The organism is Actinomadura sp. NEAU-AAG7 (assembly GCF_018603865.1).
Taxonomy (GTDB): domain Bacteria; phylum Actinomycetota; class Actinomycetes; order Streptosporangiales; family Streptosporangiaceae; genus Spirillospora; species Spirillospora litoris.
In genome coordinates, this window is record NZ_JAHFZY010000001.1 from 1,293,585 (window position 1) to 1,308,584 (window position 15,000).

Annotated in this window: 15 protein-coding genes; 8 read left to right on the forward strand and 7 right to left on the reverse strand. The window is 70.8% G+C overall.

The genetic code is table 11. From position 1 onward, the window contains the following. Positions 1 to 69 precede the first annotated feature (69 nt). The 5 genes from KLI87_RS05920 (at position 70) to KLI87_RS05940 (ending at position 3,918) form a co-directional block, all read left to right on the forward strand. On the forward strand, positions 70 to 945 hold the full coding sequence (locus KLI87_RS05920) for a phosphatase (RefSeq protein WP_156214495.1): 876 nt from the start codon (positions 70 to 72) through the stop codon (positions 943 to 945). 340 nt (positions 946 to 1,285) lie between these two features. Then, positions 1,286 to 1,489, forward strand: coding sequence for a helix-turn-helix domain-containing protein (locus tag KLI87_RS05925; RefSeq protein ID WP_067466901.1), 204 nt, complete (start codon positions 1,286 to 1,288; stop codon positions 1,487 to 1,489). 421 nt (positions 1,490 to 1,910) lie between these two features. Beyond that, entirely contained in the window at positions 1,911 to 2,009 is a 99-nt protein-coding gene (locus tag KLI87_RS05930) for a 30S ribosomal protein bS22 (protein WP_018654693.1), read from the forward strand. A gap of 38 nt (positions 2,010 to 2,047) precedes the next feature. Further along, entirely contained in the window at positions 2,048 to 3,046 is a 999-nt protein-coding gene (locus KLI87_RS05935; RefSeq protein WP_374225422.1) for an NAD-dependent epimerase/dehydratase family protein, read from the forward strand. Next, positions 3,043 to 3,918: a lysophospholipid acyltransferase family protein gene (locus KLI87_RS05940; protein WP_214616104.1), complete on the forward strand. Its 876-nt coding sequence runs from the start codon at positions 3,043 to 3,045 to the stop codon at positions 3,916 to 3,918. The genes KLI87_RS05935 and KLI87_RS05940 overlap by 4 nt, the downstream gene beginning before the upstream one ends. Here KLI87_RS05940 and KLI87_RS05945 read toward each other — a convergent pair. The 4 genes from KLI87_RS05945 to KLI87_RS05960 all read right to left on the reverse strand — a co-directional run bounded on the left by KLI87_RS05945 (position 3,915) and on the right by KLI87_RS05960 (position 7,492). Then, positions 3,915 to 4,976, reverse strand: a complete 1,062-nt coding sequence (locus KLI87_RS05945; protein ID WP_214616105.1) for a hypothetical protein — start codon at positions 4,974 to 4,976, stop codon at positions 3,915 to 3,917. The genes KLI87_RS05940 and KLI87_RS05945 overlap by 4 nt on opposite strands. Positions 4,977 to 5,232: 256 nt before the next feature. After that, entirely contained in the window at positions 5,233 to 5,748 is a 516-nt protein-coding gene (locus KLI87_RS05950) for a hypothetical protein (protein WP_214616106.1), read from the reverse strand. 290 nt (positions 5,749 to 6,038) lie between these two features. After that, a complete protein-coding gene (locus tag KLI87_RS05955; protein ID WP_214616107.1) occupies positions 6,039 to 6,725 on the reverse strand; it encodes a response regulator transcription factor in 687 nt (228 codons plus the stop codon). Beyond that, on the reverse strand, positions 6,722 to 7,492 hold the full coding sequence (locus KLI87_RS05960) for a sensor histidine kinase (protein WP_156214489.1): 771 nt from the start codon (positions 7,490 to 7,492) through the stop codon (positions 6,722 to 6,724). Before KLI87_RS05960 ends, KLI87_RS05955 begins: the two co-directional genes overlap by 4 nt. Before the next feature lie 166 nt (positions 7,493 to 7,658). On the opposite strand from KLI87_RS05960, the gene KLI87_RS05965 reads away from it, so the two are divergent. Continuing rightward, the gene (locus tag KLI87_RS05965) at positions 7,659 to 9,008 is read left to right on the forward strand and encodes an FAD-binding oxidoreductase (protein ID WP_214616637.1); all 1,350 of its coding nucleotides are present in this window, start codon (positions 7,659 to 7,661) and stop codon (positions 9,006 to 9,008) included. 73 nt (positions 9,009 to 9,081) lie between these two features. Here the strand turns inward: KLI87_RS05965 and KLI87_RS05970 are convergent, their stop codons facing one another. The 3 genes from KLI87_RS05970 to KLI87_RS05980 form a co-directional block, all read right to left on the reverse strand. Next, positions 9,082 to 9,630, reverse strand: a complete 549-nt coding sequence (locus KLI87_RS05970) for a heme-binding protein (protein WP_214616108.1) — start codon at positions 9,628 to 9,630, stop codon at positions 9,082 to 9,084. Positions 9,631 to 9,895: 265 nt separating this feature from the next. Beyond that, on the reverse strand, positions 9,896 to 11,515 hold the full coding sequence (locus tag KLI87_RS05975; protein WP_214616109.1) for an alpha/beta fold hydrolase: 1,620 nt from the start codon (positions 11,513 to 11,515) through the stop codon (positions 9,896 to 9,898). 161 nt (positions 11,516 to 11,676) lie between these two features. Further along, on the reverse strand, positions 11,677 to 13,086 hold the full coding sequence (locus KLI87_RS05980; protein WP_214616110.1) for an MFS transporter: 1,410 nt from the start codon (positions 13,084 to 13,086) through the stop codon (positions 11,677 to 11,679). Between the two features lie 89 nt (positions 13,087 to 13,175). Here KLI87_RS05980 and KLI87_RS05985 point away from each other — a divergent pair, with 89 nt between their 5' ends. Beyond that, positions 13,176 to 13,916, forward strand: coding sequence for a TetR/AcrR family transcriptional regulator (locus KLI87_RS05985; RefSeq protein ID WP_214616111.1), 741 nt, complete (start codon positions 13,176 to 13,178; stop codon positions 13,914 to 13,916). 543 nt (positions 13,917 to 14,459) lie between these two features. Next, the gene (locus KLI87_RS05990) at positions 14,460 to 14,987 is read left to right on the forward strand and encodes a hypothetical protein (RefSeq protein ID WP_214616112.1); all 528 of its coding nucleotides are present in this window, start codon (positions 14,460 to 14,462) and stop codon (positions 14,985 to 14,987) included. Positions 14,988 to 15,000 lie beyond the last annotated feature (13 nt).

Sequence of the window (15,000 nt, forward strand, 5' to 3'; positions counted from 1 at the left end):
GACCCTCGCACGCGAACGACACTTGGGATGGCGACGGCAGGGATGGCGGCTGGGATGGCGGCAGCGGGCATGACGGCACCGGCACGGGACGAGCTGCGCGAGCACCTCGTCCAGACGATGATCGCGGGCGATGTGGCGACACCGCGGCAGAACAACCTCAAGCACTACCGGCTGATGGCGGACGGCGAGCCGTACTACCAGCTCGGCCTGGAGCTCAAGCCCTCGTGGACGGAGCGGACCGTCCTGGAGATGATGGTCGAGCGCTGCGGCGTCGACCCCGATCCCGGGCACGTGTACGGCGACGACACCATCGACCCCGACATCACCCTCGACATGCTGGAGGCGATGGGCGAGCGCGTCGGCCTCGCCGCCCGCCGCGCCGAGACCGTGCTGATCGCCACCGGCCACCCGGCGACGCTGTCGCCGGTGTACCAGGCGGTGGCGCACGCCCTCGCCGGCGCCGGCTGCCGCGTCCTCACCCCGGCCGAGGGCTGGACGTATGAGATCGACGCGGGCTGGGGCGGCTCCGAGACGCGCCGCATCGTCTACGCCGAGGGCGGCGTCGCGATGCTCGAAGGCGACGACGGGCGCACCCACCACACCCACGACCCGCGGCCCATGGAGGCGATGCTGCGCGAACTGGCGACCGGTGAACCGGCACCCGTGGGGCGTGTGTCCGTTATCGCTCCCGATGGGCCAACGGGCGAGAAAACCGAAGTTTGGCCGGATCTGGCCATCGCCGACCACGGCTGGGCGGGTGCGGCCGGGCAGGCGGGCATCGACACCGTGGGGTTCGCGGACTGTAACGATCCGGCGCTGTTCGCCGGGGCCGCCGAGGGCAAGATCGACGTCGTCGTTCCGCTGGACGACGGCGTATCCCCGCACCATTACGCGCCTATGACGGCCTACCTCCTGGGTCGAGCGGGGCTGCTCCCGTCCGGCTGACCTTCCTCACTCGGCGGATACACCCGGGCGGCCGTCACCCCCTGTGACGGGGCTCCGGTGGTGGGACGCCGGTGTCCGCGCGGAGCCGATGATCGCGCCTGAGACGCAGGTCATCGCCTGATTTTGGTTGACAACGGGTCGTGACACCACGCGTTGTGCCGTCATGTCCACGCTGTGTGTGGACATATCCCTGTGGCCGCCCGGTCAGGTCCGGATACGCAAATGGGTGGAACTCCCCTCTTGCGACTGCCGATACGCGATTTACGCTGGAGGAAGTACACGTGCGTGATCAAAGTCACCCAAAGGGCCGGTGCGCGGCACGTGTGGAAGAGGGCGTCCGATGAGCTCAGGCGAGCGACCTCTCAGTGAGGTCAGGTTCCTGACCGTGGCCGAAGTGGCCTCGGTGATGCGGGTGTCCAAGATGACCGTCTACCGCCTCGTCCACTCAGGCGAGCTGCCCGCGATCCGCGTGGGCCGCTCGTTCCGGGTTCCCGAGCAGGCCGTTCACGACTACCTGCGCGACGCGTACATCGAAGCCGGATAACGGGTAGGGGCGGGGCGATCCACGCCCTCGCCGCGATCTCCACACCCGGCCGTGCAGGGGGCATCCGGGACGAACCGTCCCGGAGCTGGGGAACGAGGACAGGGACCGGACGGTGGCCACCTGGTCACCGGGACCGGTATCCGGGGGCCGGGGGCATCGCCGATGTCCCCGGGCGCCCGGACGCCGGGGACGGTCAGGACACCGGTGCGGGACGGGCATGCCCGGCCCGCGCTGGAACGGTGCCCGGCGCCGCGCGACGCGCGGTGCCGGCTCCGGCATGTCCGGGGTCGGGCGAGGGCGCGGCCTGACCTCCACCGCCACAGCGGTACCCTTGGGCAGCGGACCGTGCGCGCGTGCCGAGTGAACTCGCCTGCGGCACGCCCGTCTCCTGCACAACACCCGATACGCCGAGCGAGGTCTCGTGGGCTCTGTCATCAAGAAGCGCCGCAAGCGGATGGCGAAGAAGAAGCACCGCAAGCTGCTGAAGAAGACGCGCATCCAGCGTCGCAACAAGAAGTAGTCACGCCGGCCACTCAGCCGTAAGGGGTGGGGCGCACAGTGTCCTGCATACCCGCCGCCGCGGCCCGTGTCGTCCTCGTCACGGGCGTCTCCCGTTTCCTGGGGGCGCGGGTCGCGAACACCCTCCAGTCCGACCCGGGCGTCGAGCGGGTCATCGGCGTCGACACGGTGCCGCCGACCGCGTCGCTCGGCCGTACCGAGTTCGTCCGGGTCGACGTCCGCACGTCCGGCATCGCGGAGACCATCTCCTCGGCGCGGGTCGACACGGTCGTGCACCTCGGCCTGGCACCCTCGGGCGCGGGTTCGAAGGAGCCCAACGCCGTCGGGTCCATGCAGCTCCTGGCCGCGTGCCAGCGCTCGCCCGACACGCGCAAGCTCGTCGTGCGCTCCTCGGCGGCCGTCTACGGCTCATCCCCGATGGACCCGGCGGTCTTCACCGAGCCGGACGAGCCCGTCGAGGCGCCCACGTCCGGCTACGCCAGGGACGCGGTCGAGGTCGAGGGCCATGTGCGCGGGCTCCGGCGGCGCCGTCCCGACCTGGTGGTCTCGGTGCTGCGGTTCGCGAACTTCCTCGGCCCGGACGTCGACTCGCCGTTCACGCGCTACCTGCGCATGCCCGTCGTGCCGACGGTGCTGGGCTTCGACCCGCGGCTCCAGTTCGTCCACCCGGGCGACGGCGCCGAGGCGCTGCGCCGCATGACCGTCGAGGACCACCCCGGCTGCTACAACGTCGCGGGCGACGGCGTCCTGCTGCTGTCGCAGGCGCTGCGCCGCGCGGGCCGCCCGTACGTGCCCGTCCCGTCCTCGTCGCTGTCGACGCTGGGCGACCTCGGACGGCGCTTCGCGGGCCTGTCGGGCTTCTCCCCCGAACTGCTGCGCTGGCTGACCTACGGCCGTGTGATCGACACCTCGGCGCTCGTCCGCGAGCTCGGGTGGCGTCCCGAGTACAGCTCCGAAGAGGCGTTCGCCGAGTTCGCGGCGTCGGACGGCGGCATGCTGGACCGGCTCGGCGCGGTGCTCGGCGGAGGGCGGCCATGAGCCTGGACGCGGAGGTCATCCCGCTGGACGCCGCGCGCCACCAGGGCACGCCCGAACCCGACGGCCTCCTCGACCGCGGCCTGGCCTTCCTGCGCCGCCGCCTCGCGGGCGACTACGAGGTGGACGAGTTCGGCTTCGACCCGGAGTTCAACGGCACCGTCCTGCTCCCGCTGGCACGCGCGCTCTACGAGCACTGGTTCCGCGTGGAGGTCTCCGGCATCGAGAACATCCCCTCCGGCGGCGCGCTGGTCGTCGCCAACCACTCCGGGACGATCCCGGTCGACGCGCTGATGCTGTCGGTCGCCGTCCACGACCACGCGGGCCGCGACCTCCGCCTGCTCGGCGCCGACCTCGTGTACCAGGTCCCGGTGCTCGCCCACCTGGCCCGCAAGGCCGGGCACACCCTCGCCTGCCCGGCCGACGCGTCCCGCCTGCTCGCCAAGGACGAGCTGGTCGGCGTCTTCCCCGAGGGCTTCAAGGGCGTCGGCAAACCCTTCGCGGAACGCTACAAACTCCAGCGCTTCGGACGCGGCGGCTTCGCCCGCACGGCCCTGGAGTCCGGCGTCCCCATCGTCCCCGCCGCGATCGTCGGCGCCGAGGAGATCTACCCGAAGATCGCCGACCTGCGCTCGCTCGCCCGCCTGCTCGGCCTCCCCTACTTCCCGATCACCCCGACGTTCCCGCTGCTCGGGCCCCTCGGCCTCGTCCCGCTCCCGTCCAAGTGGCTGATCCGCTTCGGTGCGCCGATGCCCCTGGACGGCCACGACGCCGACGACCCGGCCGCGGTCTCCAACGTCACCGACCACGTCCGCGAGACCGTCCAGCGGATGCTGAACGAGACCCTCGAACTCCGGGGCCCCGCCTTCCTCTAGCCGGCGGTCACGCTCAGGTCGGAGTCGAGGTAGAACGCCCGCGCGGAGACGGACTGCGCGCGCACGATCCGCGGTGTGTCCGACGACTGGTGATTGCGCACCCGGATACGCGCACCGCCCCCGACATAAAGATGCGGGGTCCCGGCGGGCGTCGAACCCTTCTGCTGGCCGTCCCCATTGGAGAACATGCAGCCGTCGAAGACCACATCGCTCCCACCGGTCATCGTGACGATGCCTTTGTGGAGCGCCGGGTCGGGATGCCCGGTGGAATCCGGCTTGCTCATGCCGTTGAAGAAGAACACGTCCCGTACCCGCAGGAACTTCCCGCCCGTGATGATGAGCTGGCTTCCCCAGGTCGGGTTCCCCTGCTGGGCCTCCAACCGCGCCCCGCCGATGACGAGGCCGCGCCCGCCGTCGACGCGCATCGGCGTCACATTGTGCATGCCGGTGACGAAGACCGGCCCGACCGTGCTCTTGCTCAGGTGCGGCAGCCATATGTGGTAGCGCTCCCCGGCCGGATGGTTGGGGGAGTCCAGGAGCATGCCGTCCGTCCAGTAGTTGTTGTCGGAACCCCAGAGCTTGAACTCGGTGTCGTAGCAGTTGTTGACGTCCCACTGCCCCGAGAATGTGACGGCGGTGTGCGCGCCCCAGATGACGTGCTTGAACAGCGAGAAGCCGAGGTTCTTCAGATGGCTGGCCCACAGCACCGTCTGGGTGTTGGTCTTGTCGACGAAGAACGAGGTCTCGGCGTTGCCCTCGAACGAGAGGTCGCCGATATAGATCCCCTTGAGCTGCCCGCCGGTCATGTCCAGCCATCCGGACCCGGGCACGTTCAGCTTCACCTTGCCGTTGTAGCGGAACTCGCTCCCCGACACCGGCGGCCCGCTGATCGCGAAACCGTTGAACATCGTCCGCCGCTTTCCGAACGTGTACTGCCGGGCCTCTCCGAGCAGGATGACGGGCTTGTAGGTCTGCGCCGCGCTGTAGGACAGCGCGGCCGTCAACCTTTCATCGTCGGTGCTGCCCTTGAAGCTCTCCAACGGCGCGGGATTGACCATGGCGACCGGCTCCTCCCCGAAATGATCGGAACCGCGAATCACTGTTCGCGGTCAGAGCCATGATGTCCGCCCCGCCCCGACTCCAAGAGCCGGGTCAGCACAAACCAGCACCTGAGCCAGGGTCTTACTCACCCGCCGGCCGCCATTACCCCGGGCCCAATACCACTCTAAGTCGGACGAATCACCCGGCCGGGTGGCGGACCCTTCGTCCGTCCGCCACCGGCGACCCGGCTCGTCGTTCCCGCGCCCGCGCGTATTACTGGGTCTCGCGGATCATGGTGGCGGCCTGGCCGGAGAAGCGCACGACGGCGTTGTGCGGCGCGGCCCGCACCCACTCGTCGAACCCGTCGACGGAGCACCTGCTGACGTCGGCCGGCGGCGGCGTGCCGTCCGGGCAGGTGCCCCCGGCGACGTACACGACGGTGTCGGTGGCGGTGAAGAAGATGACGTTGCCGACACTGAACTTGCCCGGCGCGACGTAGCGCAGCCGTCCCCACGCCTCCTTGGCGGGCTTGCCGCCCGGCTGCGCGAGCGGCGAGTGCCGCACCGTCGGAGCGTCCGAACCGCCCGGGGTCGTGGGGGTGGACGCGCCGCCGGGGGTGGCGGCGCCGCTGGGCGCGGACGTCCCGCCCGGCCCCTGCGAGGTGGTGGGCGCGGCCGGCGGCGTGGGCGCCGCGGGCGTCGCCGCGGACTTGGTGTCGCCGACGTTTCCGCAGGCCGTCAGCCCGAGCGCCAGCGCCGCGGCCACTCCGGTCATCACGATCTTCCGCATGGGTCCCCGCTCCCGTATCGGTGCGCGATCTTCTTGATCGCGCTGTACGGGGTGAGATGGGGGGCACCCCGGCGGGGTTGGCGCGCCGGGACGTGATCAATCCGACCCGCCGTGCCCCGAACCCGCTGCCCGATACGGGCGTCAGGATGTCGTGAAGGCGCAGGGAAGTTCGCGCCGTCCCGGATATTTCTCGCCCCTGGCCGCCACCAGGATCAACACTCGAAACCGTTCGGCGAAGGGCCTGAACCCGCCCGGTCCCAGGCCGCTTCGCCCGGCGCGGCGGCCGGGGCTCAGCGGGGGGTGTTGGGGGGTGGGGCGGTGTCGCGCGGGCTCACGAGGCCGCTCTGGTAGGCGAACACCACGAGTTGGGCGCGGTCGCGGGCACCGAGTTTGGTCATCGCCCTGCTGACGTGGGTCTTGGCGGTGGTGGGGCTGAGCACCATGGCCTCGGCGATCTCGTCGTTGTTCAGCCCGCGGGCGACCAGGGCGGCGACCTCGCGTTCCCGGTTGGTGAGCGACTCCATGCCCACGGCGGCGAGGACGTCCGGGGGACGGGCGACGAACTCGCTGATCAGGCGCCGGGTGACGGAGGGGGAGAGGAGCGCGTCGCCGCGCACCGCCACGCGGAGGGCCTGGAGCAGTTCGGCGGGATGGGTGTCCTTGAGGAGGAAGCCGCTCGCGCCGGCGCGCAGCGCGCGGAAGATGTACTCGTCCAGCCCGTAGTTGGTGAGGATGACGACGCGGACGTCGGCCAGCCGCGGGTCCGCGACGATCTGCCGGGTGGCCTCGATGCCGTCCAGCACCGGCATCTGGATGTCGACCAGCGCGATGTCGGGACGGTGGTCCAGTGCCAGCGCGATCGCCTGCTGCCCGTCGGCGGCCTCGCCGACGACCTCGATGTCGTCCTCGGCGTCGAGCAGCGACCGGATCCCGCTGCGGATCAGCACCTGGTCGTCGGCCAGCAGGACGCGGATCATTCCGTGGTCCGGATCGGCAGTTCGGCGCGCACCCGGAAGCCGCCGTCCCGGCGCGGCCCCGTCTCCAGGCGGCCGCCGAGTTCGGTGACCCGTTCGCGCATGCCGATCAGGCCGAGCCCCTGCCCGGCGGACGCGGCGCCGGGCACGTCGCCGTCGTTCTCCACCTCGACGATCAGCTCGTCCGACCGGTAGAGCACGAGGACGGTGGCGCGGGTGCCCGCGGCGTGCCGGGAGACGTTGGTGAGCGCCTCCTGGACGATGCGGTAGGCGGCCTGGTCGACGTCGCGCGCGAGGCGGCGCCGCGTGCCGGTCACGGTCAGGGTGACCGGCTGCCCGGCGGTGCGCGCCCGCGCGACCAGGCTCTCCAACTGGCCGAGGCCGCTGGTGTCGCCGTCCTCGTTGGAGCGCAGCACGCTGAGCGTGGCCCGCAGCTCCCGTCCGGCGTCCGCGCTGGCCTCCTGGATCGCGAGCAGCGCGGGCGGGACCTCCTCGCCGCGCTTGCCCGCCAGGTGCACCTCGACGCCGGCCTGCACCTGGATCACCGAGATGCTGTGCGTGAGCGAGTCGTGCAGCTCGCGGGCGATGCGCAGCCGCTCCTCCACGGCCCTGCGCCTGGCGGCCTCGTCCTTGGTCCGCTCCGCCTCCTCGGCACGCTGCTCCACCTCGCGCAGGTGGAGCTGCCACATGCGGGCGACGACGAACATGACGCCCGCGGAGATGAGCCACCCGGCCCCGTAGAGCCTCCGCAAGCCGCGACCATTACGCATTCTCCGAGCATACGGGCCGGTTTCGCGGGCACATCCTCCCGCCGGGCCGATTGTCGCCTACTCCCCACGCAGTAGTCGGCCGGACCGCCGACTCCCCGCTGAGCAGGCGAAATACACCCCCTCCACCGGACGCCCCGGAGCCCCCGTCCCAGGCACGATCTGCCTCATGACACACATCCTGAGCAGTGAACGTCTCGCATCGGGCCTGGCCGAGGTCGCGCAGGTGCTTCTGCCGGGCGAGGACGGCTACGCCGAGTCCGCGGCGGCCCTGTTCGCGGACGGTACCCCTGACCTGGTCGTCCGTCCTCACGACGCGGCGGGGGTGGCGGCGGCGCTGCGGCACGCCTCCGACGCCGGGCTGGCCGTCACGGTGCGGTCCGGTGGGCACAGCATGGCGGGGCTGAGCACGAACACGCACGGAATGGTCATCGACACGCGGCGGATGAACCGGGTGCGCCTGCTGGACGCGGCGTCCAGGCGGGTCCGCGTCGGCGCGGGGGCGACCTGGGGCGAGGTGGCGGCGGCCCTGAGCCGGCACGGCCTCGGCCTGTCCTCGGGGGACACCGGCCAGGTGGGGGTGGGCGGCCTGACGCTCGGCGGCGGTATCGGCTGGATGGCGCGCAGGTACGGGCTGGTCATCGACAGCCTGGCGGCGGTGCAGATGGTCACCGTGGACGGCCGGATGCTCGGCGCCGACACCGCCGAGCACGCCGACCTGTTCTGGGCGCTGCGCGGCGGCGGCGGGAACTTCGGCGTCGCGGTCGGCTTCGACTTCATCGCCCAGCCGATCACGGCCGTGTGCTTCGGGACGCTCGGCTACCGGACCGACGACCTGCCGGGCCTGATCGCGGGCTGGCGCGACCTCGTCCGGGCCAGTGACGAGAACCTGACCACGACGCTCAACCTCATGCCCGCGATGCCGGGACATCCCGAGGGCATCTCGCTGACCTGCTGCTACGCGGGCTCGGACGGCGCCGGGGCGGAGCGGGCGCTGCGCCCGTTCCGGGAGCTGGCCCCGGTGGTCTCCGACGACATCGGGGTCGTGCCGTACGCCGAGGTGTTCCAGGACGTCACGGCGCTGCCTCCCGGGATGCGCATGGCGGTGCGCAACACGTTCTTCAGCACGCTGGACGGCGCGCGCGTCACCGCCGTCCACGACCTGTTCACCGGCGGCGGAGCGGCGATCTCGCTCCGCGGCATGGGCGGCGCGGTCGCCCGCGTCGGCCGGGACGCCACCGCCTTCGCCCACCGGGACGCCGAGGTCATGGTGGCGGCCGCGTTCCCGGTTCCGGAATCCGCGCCGCCCGGACATCTCGACCAGGCGTTGCGGCGGTGGTCGCGGGTGTCCATTCTGGGCTCGGGCGCCTATGTCGGATTCCTCGGCTCGGCCGACCACGCGGACGTCGCGGCGGCCTATCCGGCGGACACCTACCGGCGGCTGGCGACCGTCAAACGGCGGTACGACCCCGACAACATTCTCCGGCGCACCCACAACATCCTTCCCGGCCGGCCGTGAGAAAGGGACGCCGGGAGCGACCGGGGCGGGGACGCGAATCGCGGCTCCGCCCCGGTGCGAACCGTTTCCCGGATCAGTGGCCGATGGCGGCGCGAACGTCGTTGGCGATGGCCTCGTCGACTCTGCCGTCGGGCGCGCCGCCGACGCCGATCCCGGCGATGGGGAAGCCCTTGTGGATGACGGGGACGCCGCCGGGCAGCACGAGCGTGCCGGGAATCTGCTTGATCGTCTCGTTTCCGGCCAGCGCGCTGGTCGGCTGGCCGAACGCGACGGCGGTGTAGGCCTTGCGCTTGGCGGATTCATAGGTCTGCGGGCCCGCCTGGCGAGTACGGACCACGAGCCGGATGACGCCCGACCGTTCCATGATGACGAGCGTCACGCGCTGGTTCCCGTGCCGGTGCGCCGAAAGCACGAAGGCCCTGGACGCCCGCACGAGCGCGCTGTTGGACAGCACTGTGTCCTGCGCCGTGGCGTCGCCGTGCCCGCCCTTGCCGCCGTGCCCGCCCTGGACGGTGACGGCGGCGGACGGAGTCGCGGCGGACGCGGTCCCAGCGCCGCCGAAGGTCCCGGCCGCGACGGCTCCGGCCACGATGGCGCCGCCAATGAATTGCCTGATCGACATGGCTCCCCGATTCTCTGACATGCGATTACATAGAGTAATCATCCAAATATGGACGGTAATGGAGTCAGGATCGGGGGACAACCCGGCGTGCGCAGTGAGTGGAGCAACTCTCGGGAAACGAACGGCCATGGTTTCCACAAGGCGGCGCCCATGGCGGGCCTGCGGCGGTGGCGAACCCCTTCGGTTCCAGCCCTTGCTTCGACCGCCGGGACCGCGGGTGAAGGGCCCCCGGACGACCGAGGGCCCTTCGCATGCTACTTCTTGATCACGTCCTGGGGGAGGCCGCCGCGGAGGGCGGGTTCAGCGGCGGCGGGGTCGGGTCACCGAGCGGGGAGACGTGCACGGTGCGCTTGTCGGGCAGTTCGTCCTGAAGCCAGTAGGCGTCGAAATAGGAGTCCAGGCCGCCCGGACGGAGATCACCGCGATGCACGACGCAATGCGTGCGCTCGCCGTCATGGACGACGAGGTGGGCGTTGAAGATCTTCTGCACCTCCAGCGCGTCCGCGTACGGGGTGGCCGCGTCGTTGGTGGCGTTGAACAGCAGAATGTTCTTGGGCAGGTCCCGCGTGTGCCCGACCTTCACCGGCGTTCCCGGTGTGGCCCGCCAGAACATGCAGGGCGCGTTGTACCAGACGTTGAACCAGGTCGAGAACGGCGCCTCGCGATCCATGCGGGACGCGTCGGCGCGCCACTTCCGCCAGCTCTTCGGCCACTTCACGTCACTGCACTGGATGGCGTGGTAGGCGGCGAACTCGTTGTCGTCCTGGCCGCCGGCCGTGGTGGCGCCGAAGGTGTCGAGGAAGGTGTCCAGGTCGCCGGATTTGTAGGCGGAAAGGCCGGAGGCATAGGTGTGCCAAATGGCCTGGGCGCGCCGGTAGGCGACGTTCTGGACGGTGTCCACGAGTTCGGCGGCACCGACCGCGACGCCGTTCTTGACGATGGGCGATCTGGTGAGCCTGGACTCCAGGTCGTAGTAGAACTTCCGTACCGCCGCCTGGGTCTTGCCCAGGTGATAACGGTCGTCATATCGCGCCAGCCAGCCGAAGTAGTACTCCATGTTCTCGTTGAACGCGATGTTCTGGGGAGCCTGGGCTTCGTACCAGACATTGGCCGGGCCGGCATTGCCGTCCAGCACCATCTTGCCGACCCGCTTGGGGAACACCGTGGCGTAGACCTGGCCGAGGTAGGTGCCGTAGGAACCGCCGTAGTAGTCGAGCTTCCTGTCACCGAGGGCGGCCCGGATGATGTCCATGTCGCGAACCGCGTCGATGGTCTTCATGTGGTCGAGCAGGTTCACCGGCGAACCCTTGCCGTATTTGCGGGCGCAGGCGTCGGCGTAGGACTTCGACCGCTTCAGCCAGGCCGCTTCGAGCTTGGGATCCCCATGGCCGTAGGCCGGCCGGGGCGCGTTGCCGTATCCGGTGTCGCAGCTGAGCGCGGGCTTGCTGAAGCCGATGCCGCGCGGGTCGAAGCCGATGACGTTGTAGGCCGCCCGCATCGGCGCGGAGTTCTGGGCATAGAAGGCGGGGCCGAACAGGGATCCCTTGGCCCCTGGACCACCCGGGTTGACCACGATGTCGCCCTTGGCCTTGCCGGGGCCCTGGTGCGGGGTCCGGGTCAGCTGGAGCGTGATCCTCTGGCCGTCCGGGCGGGCGTGGTCCAGCGGGACGTCCAGCTCGGCGCACTGGATGATCTTGGAGACGGCGACCGGTCCGAGGCGGTCGTAGCGCTTGACCTCGTTGACGAGTTCGGTGTCGCAACCGTGCCATTTCAGATTCGCGGGACGGAGCACCTCGGGCGTCCTCGCGTCCGCGGACGCGCTTGTGGCACCGACTCCGGCGATGCTCAGACCGGCCGTCGCGACCGCGACGATAACCTTTTTCACAAATCCCCCGATTGGCTGTCGCTGCCATAGGCAGGAAGAACGCTATGGCGCGCCGGCGCGGCCCGCCCATGGGGCTCCCCGGAATGCCCGAGGTAGGGCTGGCCCCACCAGCGCACGACTGAAGCGAGAGCCGTCCGTGGCGCCATCAGGATTCGCGAGCACTAGTGAGGGGACTGCTGGGAGTGCCTGGGCAGGAGGCCGACCAGCAGGAGCGCCAAGGCGAAGATCCCGGCGCAGACGGCGAACACCAACCCGGCGGCGGCGAGATAGGAAGCGGTGGACGGCCGTCCCACCCGGGCGAAGAAGGCGGTGCCGAGCGCGGCCACGCCGATGGCACCGGCGAATTGCTGGGCGGCGTTGAGCATTCCCGCGCCGGTGCCGACCTCCTCGGCGCGGGCGTCGCCGAGGATGTAGTCGAACAGCGGGATGAACAGCAGCCCGGAGCCGATGCCGGTCACGCACAGGGCCGGTGCCAGCCTCCACATGGTGATGGCGTCGCCCCAATGCGCGGTGCTCCACCACAGCCCGAGCACGCCCACGATGGCAATGGAAAGACCCAGGTGCAGGCTGGTGCGTCCGAGCCTGTCGGCGAGCACCGCGCCCGACAGCAGCGTCGCGGCGGCGGTGCCCACCGCCCAGGGGACGAGTGCGAGACCGGTGCGCAGCGGCGTCCAGCCCAACCCCGACTGGAGCAGCAGGTTGACCACCAGGACGAACGCGCTGAGCGCGGCGTAGACCCCGCCGACGATCAGCAGTCCCACGACGAACCCGCGCCTGCCGAACAGCGACGGGGTGATGACCGGATGGTCGCTACGGCGCTCGGACGCGGCGAACAGCCCGAAGGCCGCCGGCGAGGCGGCGATCATCGCGAGACTCCACGCGGGCCAGCCCAGCTCGCGGCCCTGGATGAGCGGGACGATCAACAGCGCCGAACCGGCGGTGAGCAGGCCCACCCCGGCGAGGTCGAGGCGGGCGCCGCGATCCTCGCCGCCGTGCCGTGGCAGGACGTACCAGCCGAGCGCGGCGGCGAGGACGCCGAACGGGACGTTGATCAGGAAGATCGAGCGCCACCGGGCGCCGAACAGGTCCAGGTGCAGCAGCCAGCCGGCGAGCATCGGGCCGGCCACCATGGCCAGCCCCATGATCGGGCCGAAGGGCGTCAGCGCCTTGCGCAGGTGCTCGGGCGGGAAGACGATCTTCACCAGCGCCATGCCCTGCGGGATCATCACCGCCCCCAACAGCCCCTGGAACAGCCGGGCGCCGATCAGGAAGCCCGCGCCGGGCGCGAGGCCGCAGGCCAGTGAGGCGAGGGTGAAGCCGCCGATGCCGACCAGGAACAGCCGCCGGCGGCCCACCAGGTCGCCGAGCCTGCCCGAGGTCACGAGGCCGAGCGCGAAGGCGGCGGTGTAGGCGGACAGCACCCACTGGAGGGTCATCGGCCCGCCCCCGAGATCGGCGCGGATCGAGGGCCCGGCGAGGTTGGCGACGCTGGTGTCGATCAGGTCCATCAGCTCGGCGAGGACCACGACCACCAGCACCAGCCAGGCCCGGCCAAGCGGGAGCGGAACCACCCGTGTCGTTGTTGACGAACTAAGTTCGGTAGTCACGAACTAAGTTCCTACATAACGAACTAAGTTCGTGTCAAGCTATAGTGGGCGGTATGCCCGCCGATCCCCGACGGCGCCGCGCGGCGGAACGCGCCGCCCGCCACACGCCGCCCCAGGCCGACCCCACCTCGCCCGCGCCGCGCAAGAGGCCCATCACGCCCGACCGGATCACCGACGCCGCGCTGCAGGTCATCGCCACCGAGGGCTACGACGCGCTGACGATCCGCCGGGTCGCCGCCGTGCTCGGCACCGGACCGTCCTCGCTGTACGCGCACATCCTCAACAAGGACGACCTCGACGACCTGCTCATCGCCCGGCTCTGCGCCGAGATCGAGATCCCCGAACCCAACCCGGCCAGGTGGCGGGAGCAGATCCTCGACGTGTACGGCCAGATCCGCGACCAGTACCTGAGATACCCCGGGGTCTCCCGCGCCGCGCTGGCGATGGTCCCCACCCACCTCGAAACGCTCCGGGTCGGCGAGGGAATCCTGGCGATCCTGCTCGCCGGAGGAATCGATCCGCAGACCGCCGCCTGGACGCTCGACGCGCTCACCCTCTACGTCAGCGGCTACGCCCTGGAGCGCTCACTCGTCCAGCAACGGCAACGCCGCCGCGAAGACGCCTGGGTCCTCAGCCGGGAGGAGCTCATCGACCGGTTCGGCGCCCTCCCCGCCGACCGCTTCCCCTACACCCGCCGCTACGCACCCGAACTGACCTCCGGCACCGGCCACGACCGCTTCGACTTCACCCTCACCTTGATCATCAACAACCTCACCACCCGAAGCACCCCCTGACGCGACGCCCCTTGGACGCGGAGTCCCGACACAGAGCCGCGACATGTTTCCCCACGCAGGGCCGGTGCCGCACCACCGCACGGCGCAGCACCCCCTGAACCGGAGGCCCTGAACCGGAGCCCTTGCCACGGCTCCCGTGACGCAGGGCCCGTAAGGCAGGGCCCGTAAGGCAGGCCCGTGAGGCCGGGCCCGTGAGGCCGGGCCCGTGAGGCCAGGCCCGTGACGCAAGGCCCGTGACGCAAGGCCCGTGACGCAAGGCCCGTGAGGCAAGGCCCGTGAGGCAAGGCCCGTGAGGCAAGGGCTGTGAGGCAAGGGAGGCAAGGGCTGTGACGCAAGGCCCGTGTGACGCAAGGGCCGTGTGGCGCAAGGGTCGTGATGTGGGGCCGGTGGCGTGGCGGCCGGGAGCGTGGTGTTCCTTGATGCGGGGCCCCTGATGCGGGTCTGGGACGTGGGGGCGCTGATGTGGTGGGGCGCCGCGGCCGGGTGCTGTTTCGTCTTCTCGCCTTGAGGTGAACTGTCGGACCCGGGTGGTCGGCTTCTTCCATGCCGCTTCATGTCGCGAGCCGTCGCCGCACCACCCTTCGCCGGGACTTCCCCGACGCGCTGATCCTCGATGTGACCTCCCGGGGAGCCGAGCCCTGGGTTCGCCTCAGCCCGTTCTATCCGCACGGCGGCATCCCGGTGCCCGGCCATCCGGACCGGACGTCGCAGTCCGTCGAAGGCGTCTGGCAGGCGCTGAAGGTGTTCGCCGGCGAGCAGGAGGATTTCACCAAGCTGGACGTCGCGACGATGAAGGGCATCAAGCGAACGGTCCGGCGGCTCGGCCCGCCGCTCGGCCACCGCCTCGACGGCCGAATGCTCGGATATGAGCGGGCCCGGCGCCTGCTCTACCTCCCGACCTATCGCTGGATGCTCGACCACCGCGTCCCCGAACTCGTCGCCGAACTGCGCGGACTCAGCGACCACCGGACCGTCGTCCTGCTCGACTACACGACCAACGGGGACGTGGCCGACCTCTCGACGCCGCTCTCCCATGCGGCGCTCGTCGCGCAACGCGTCCAGCAGACGTGACAGGAGGCCCCGG

What these genes read in the sequence shown, in the direction of transcription:
- KLI87_RS05920 (WP_156214495.1), top strand. Translation starts at nt 70, where the DNA reads ATGACGGCACCGGCACGGGACGAGCTGCGCGAGCACCTCGTCCAGACG.
- KLI87_RS05925 (WP_067466901.1), top strand. Translation starts at nt 1,286, where the DNA reads ATGAGCTCAGGCGAGCGACCTCTCAGTGAGGTCAGGTTCCTGACCGTG.
- KLI87_RS05940 (WP_214616104.1), top strand. Translation starts at nt 3,043, where the DNA reads ATGAGCCTGGACGCGGAGGTCATCCCGCTGGACGCCGCGCGCCACCAG.
- KLI87_RS05945 (WP_214616105.1), bottom strand. Translation starts at nt 4,976, where the DNA reads ATGGTCAATCCCGCGCCGTTGGAGAGCTTCAAGGGCAGCACCGACGAT.
- KLI87_RS05950 (WP_214616106.1), bottom strand. Translation starts at nt 5,748, where the DNA reads ATGCGGAAGATCGTGATGACCGGAGTGGCCGCGGCGCTGGCGCTCGGG.
- KLI87_RS05955 (WP_214616107.1), bottom strand. Translation starts at nt 6,725, where the DNA reads ATGATCCGCGTCCTGCTGGCCGACGACCAGGTGCTGATCCGCAGCGGG.
- KLI87_RS05960 (WP_156214489.1), bottom strand. Translation starts at nt 7,492, where the DNA reads ATGCGTAATGGTCGCGGCTTGCGGAGGCTCTACGGGGCCGGGTGGCTC.
- KLI87_RS05965 (WP_214616637.1), top strand. Translation starts at nt 7,659, where the DNA reads ATGACACACATCCTGAGCAGTGAACGTCTCGCATCGGGCCTGGCCGAG.
- KLI87_RS05970 (WP_214616108.1), bottom strand. Translation starts at nt 9,630, where the DNA reads ATGTCGATCAGGCAATTCATTGGCGGCGCCATCGTGGCCGGAGCCGTC.
- KLI87_RS05985 (WP_214616111.1), top strand. Translation starts at nt 13,176, where the DNA reads ATGCCCGCCGATCCCCGACGGCGCCGCGCGGCGGAACGCGCCGCCCGC.
- KLI87_RS05990 (WP_214616112.1), top strand. Translation starts at nt 14,460, where the DNA reads ATGCCGCTTCATGTCGCGAGCCGTCGCCGCACCACCCTTCGCCGGGAC.